The sequence below is a fragment of the Microbacterium sp. genome, assembly GCF_051953575.1.
GTDB lineage: Bacteria > Actinomycetota > Actinomycetes > Actinomycetales > Microbacteriaceae > Microbacterium.
Map to the genome: position 1 here is coordinate 1 of NZ_JBQCIP010000240.1, position 4,588 is coordinate 4,588.

4 protein-coding genes are annotated in these 4,588 nt (G+C 71.1%); all 4 read left to right on the forward strand.

The genetic code is table 11. From position 1 onward, the window contains the following. Positions 1-67: 67 nt before the first annotated feature. Positions 68-520 carry a Fe-S cluster assembly sulfur transfer protein SufU gene (sufU, locus tag ACTHNQ_RS14645; RefSeq protein WP_440334512.1) on the forward strand — a complete coding sequence of 151 codons (453 nt, stop codon included), beginning with the start codon at positions 68-70 and terminating at the stop codon, positions 518-520. Between the two features lie 374 nt (positions 521-894). Next, positions 895-984: a potassium-transporting ATPase subunit F gene (locus tag ACTHNQ_RS14650; protein WP_440334514.1), complete on the forward strand. Its 90-nt coding sequence runs from the start codon at positions 895-897 to the stop codon at positions 982-984. Continuing rightward, positions 984-2,666: a potassium-transporting ATPase subunit KdpA gene (gene kdpA, locus ACTHNQ_RS14655; protein ID WP_440334516.1), complete on the forward strand. Its 1,683-nt coding sequence runs from the start codon at positions 984-986 to the stop codon at positions 2,664-2,666. Before ACTHNQ_RS14650 ends, kdpA begins: the two co-directional genes overlap by 1 nt. 2 nt (positions 2,667-2,668) lie before the next feature. Beyond that, positions 2,669-4,588: potassium-transporting ATPase subunit KdpB (gene kdpB, locus ACTHNQ_RS14660; RefSeq protein ID WP_440334518.1), on the forward strand; the 1,920-nt coding region annotated here is incomplete at its 3' end.

Sequence of the window (4,588 nt, forward strand, 5' to 3'; positions counted from 1 at the left end):
CCGCGGACGACGTCGACGTCTTCCTCGACGCGCTGTCGGGCGTCCGCTCGTTCTTCGGAGTCAGCGCATGAACGGCCTCGAATCGCTCTACCAGGAGCTCATCCTCGACCACTCCAAGCGCCCGCACGGCAAGGGCCTCGCCGACGAGGCACCGCACACGGCGTCTTCGCACCAGCGCAACCCGATCTGCGGCGACGAGATCACGCTGCGCGTGCGCGTCTCGGACGACGGCGCCGAGGTGACCGAGATCACGTGGGACGGCGCCGGGTGCTCGATCTCGCAGGCCTCCGCGTCGATGCTCGTGTCGCTGCTCGAAGAAGAGGGACGGATGCCGCGGGCCGAGGCATCCGCTCTCGTCGAAGGGTTCCGCGAAGCACTGCGCTCGCGCGGCGAGCTGCCGTTGGACGAAGAGGTGTTCGGCGACGCCGCCGCCCTCTCGGGGGTGTCGAAGTACACCGCCCGGGTGAAGTGCGCGATGCTCGCGTGGGTCGCGTTCGAGGACGCGCTGGCCCGCGCCTGACCCCCCGGCTCACGCGGCCCGGTCCGCGCACAACTCGTCGAGCGGGCGAAGCGAGACGGAAGGTCGTAAGCCGCTGCTCGGACGCGTCCGTCCCCCCGAGCTCGCGGGGCCGGGTTCTGCAGGACGGGTCACCGCGTTTCGCCTCGGTGGCGCTCGCTCAGCGACCGCAGCGTGCGTGGGCCGCGCGTGCGCGCACCGGGCGGTTCGTCAGCGTCCCGTGAGCATGGCGGCGCGACGCGCACGGATTCCGTGAGGACGAGCGGCGTGGCATCCGCCCGGGGGTTGCATCGAACCGTGCTCGATGTCATCTACCTCGCCCTCACCCTCGCGCTGTTCGCGCTCGTCGGTCTGATCGCGAAGGGGGCCGAGAAGCTGTGACGGTCCTCTCCCTGCTCGCCGCCGCGCTCTGCCTCGCCGCTGTCGTCTACCTCGTGATCGCGCTCGTGAAGCCGGAGAAGTTCTGATGGATGCCGCCGTCGTCTGGACCGGCATCCTGCAGATCGCCACCGTCCTGCTCATCCTCGCGCTGCTCTACCGCCCGCTGGGCGACTGGATCGCGCGCGTGTTCACGTCCGAGAAGGACTGGCGCGTCGAACGCGGCATGTACCGCCTCGTCGGCGTCGACCCGCAGTCGCAGCAGACCTGGCAGGCGTACACGCGCGGCGTGCTGGCGTTCTCGCTCATGGGAGTGCTGTTCGTGTACGCGCTGCAGCGCCTGCAGGCCGTGCTGCCGTACTCGCTGGGGCTGCCGGCGGTGCCCGAGGGCCTGGCGTTCAACACGGCGGCTTCGTTCGTCGCCAACACCAACTGGCAGTCGTACTCGCCCGAGGTGACGATGGGCTACACGGTGCAGCTCGCCGGGCTCGCCGTGCAGAACTTCGTCTCGGCCGCCGTCGGCATCGCGGTCGCCGTCGCCCTCGTGCGCGGGTTCTCGCGCCGCGGCGCCTCGACGATCGGCAACTTCTGGGTGGACCTCACCCGCGGGCTCACCCGCCTGCTGCTGCCCCTCGCCGTCGTCGCGGCGATCGTCCTCGTCGCCGGCGGGGTCGTGCAGAGCTTCAGCGGCTTCGTCGATGTCGGAACGGTCGCCGGGGGCACCCAGTCGATCCCGGGCGGCCCCGTCGCGAGCCAGGAGGCCATCAAGCTCCTCGGCACCAACGGCGGCGGATTCTTCAACGCCAACTCGGCGCACCCGTTCGAGAACCCCACGCCGTGGTCGAACGTGTTCGAGATCCTGTTGATCCTGGCGATCCCGGTCGCGCTGCCGCGAGCGTTCGGCCGCATGGTCGGCGACGACCGGCAGGGCTACGCGATCCTCGCCGTGATGAGCTCGATCGCGATCGTGTCGATCGCCGCGGTGACCTGGCTGGAGGCGCTGGGGCTCGGCACTGCGCCGCAGCTGGCGGGCGCGGCCATGGAGGGCAAAGAGACGCGGTTCGGCATCTTCGGCTCGACGCTCTTCGCGGGTGCGACGACGCTCACGAGCACGGGAGCGGTCAACTCGATGCACGACTCGTACACGGCTCTCGGCGGCATGATCCCGATGATCAACATGATGCTCGGCGAGATCGCCCCCGGCGGCGTCGGCTCGGGCCTGTACGGCATGCTCGTGCTCGCGATCATCGCCGTGTTCGTCGGCGGGCTGCTGGTCGGCCGGACGCCCGAGTACCTCGGAAAGAAGATCGGCCCGACGCAGATCAAGCTCGCGAGCCTGTACATCCTCGTGACGCCCACGCTCGTGCTCGCGGGCACGGCGCTCAGCTTCGCGATCCCGCCCATCCGCTCCGACGTCGAGTCGACGTCGATCTGGAACCCGGGGGTGCACGGCCTGAGCGAGGTGCTCTACGCCTTCACCTCGGCGGCCAACAACAACGGCTCGGCGTTCGCGGGTCTGACGGCGAACACGCCCTGGCTCAACACGGCGCTCGGCGTCGCCATGCTGCTCGGGCGCTTCATCCCGATCGTGCTGGTTCTCGCCCTCGCCGGCTCGCTGGCGGCGCAGGACTCCGTGCCGTCGACCGCCGGCACACTGCCCACGCACCGCCCCCAGTTCGTCGGGCTGCTGGCGGTCGTCTCGGTCATCATCACGGCTCTCACCTACTTCCCCGTTCTCACGCTGGGTCCCCTGGCGGAAGGTCTCGTCTGAACATGTCCACGTCCACTCTCACCCCCGGCGCGCCCGTCTCGGGCTCCGTCGCCGTCAAGCCGCCGAAGCCCTCGTCGCGCGCCGTCAGCGCCGCCCAGCTGTGGGCCGCGGTCCCCGGGGCGCTGCGCAAGCTCAACCCCGCGGCGCTGTGGCGCAACCCCGTCATGTTCCTGGTGTGGGTCGGTGCCGCGCTGACCACGGTCATCGCGATCGCCGAGCCGTTCCTCGGCGGCCCCGAGGCCTCGGGCGGCACGGCCGTGCCGTTCGGGTTCACGTGGGGCATCGCCGTCTGGCTGTGGCTGACGGTCCTGTTCGCGAACCTGGCCGAGTCCGTCGCCGAGGGCCGCGGAAAGGCGCAGGCGGCGACGCTGCGCAAGACCCGCACCTCGACCATGGCCCGCCGGGTCACCGCGTACGACGAGCGGGAGGATGCCGCCGCCCAGCGCGTCGAGACGGTCGAGGTGGCCTCTGCCGACCTGCGGCTGGGCGATGTCGTCGTGGTCGCCGCGGGAGAGCTCATCCCCGGCGACGGCGACATCGTCAACGGCATCGCGACCGTCGACGAGTCGGCCATCACGGGCGAGTCCGCACCGGTCGTGCGAGAGTCGGGAGGCGACCGCTCGGCGGTCACCGGCGGCACGCGCGTGCTGTCGGACCGCATCGTCGTGCGCATCAGCTCGAAGCCGGGCGAGACGTTCGTCGACCGCATGATCGCGCTGGTCGAGGGCGCGAGCCGGCAGAAGACGCCGAACGAGATCGCGCTCGGCATCCTGCTCGCGAGCCTGTCGATCGTGTTCGTCGTGGTCGTGCTGACGCTCAACCCGATCGCGTCGTACGCCGCCGCCCCGGTGAGCATCCCGGTGCTCGTGGCGCTGCTGGTGTGCCTCATCCCGACGACGATCGGCGCCCTGCTCTCGGCCATCGGCATCGCGGGCATGGACCGCCTCGTGCAGCGCAACGTGCTCGCGATGTCGGGGCGCGCGGTCGAGGCCGCGGGCGACGTGACGACGCTGCTCCTCGACAAGACGGGCACGATCACGTACGGAAACCGGCGTGCGTCGGACTTCGTCGCGATGCCCGGCGTCGACGACGCGGAGCTGGCCCGCGCGGCCGCCCTCTCGTCGCTGGCCGACCCCACGCCCGAGGGCGTCTCGGTCGTCGAGCTGGCGGCCGTGCGCGGCATCCACGTCGTCACCCCTGAGGGCTCGGTCGTGGTGCCGTTCACCGCGCAGACCCGCATGAGCGGCGTCGACCTCGCCGACGGCACGCAGGTGCGCAAGGGCGCCGGGTCCGCCGTGCTGGCCTGGCTGGAGGCATCCGGCTCGCCCGTCCCGGCCTCGACGCGCGCCCTGCTGACCGGCGAGACCGACGCCATCGCTCAGTCCGGGGGCACACCGCTGGTCGTCGCGACCCTCGGCGCGGACGGCGGGGGCGCGGTGCTCGGCGTCGTGCACCTCAAGGACATCGTCAAGGACGGCCTGCGCGAGCGGTTCGACGAGCTGCGCGCCATGGGCATCCGCACCGTGATGATCACCGGCGACAACCCGCTGACGGCCGCCGCGATCGCGAAGGAGGCCGGCGTCGACGACTACCTCGCCGAGGCGACGCCCGAAGACAAGCTGGCGCTCATCAAGCGCGAGCAGCAGGGCGGCAACCTCGTCGCGATGACCGGCGACGGCACCAACGACGCCCCCGCGCTCGCGCAGGCCGACGTCGGCGTGGCGATGAACACGGGCACCTCGGCGGCGAAAGAGGCCGGCAACATGGTCGACCTCGACTCCGACCCGACGAAGCTCATCGACATCGTGCGCATCGGCAAGCAGCTGCTCATCACGCGCGGCGCGCTCACGACGTTCTCGCTCGCGAACGACGTCGCCAAGTACTTCGCGATCATCCCCGCGATGTTCATGGGGGTCTTCCCC

Coding starts and splice junctions, on each gene's coding strand:
- kdpA (WP_440334516.1), top strand. CDS start 984: ATGGATGCCGCCGTCGTCTGGACCGGCATCCTGCAGATCGCCACCGTC.
- sufU (WP_440334512.1), top strand. CDS start 68: ATGAACGGCCTCGAATCGCTCTACCAGGAGCTCATCCTCGACCACTCC.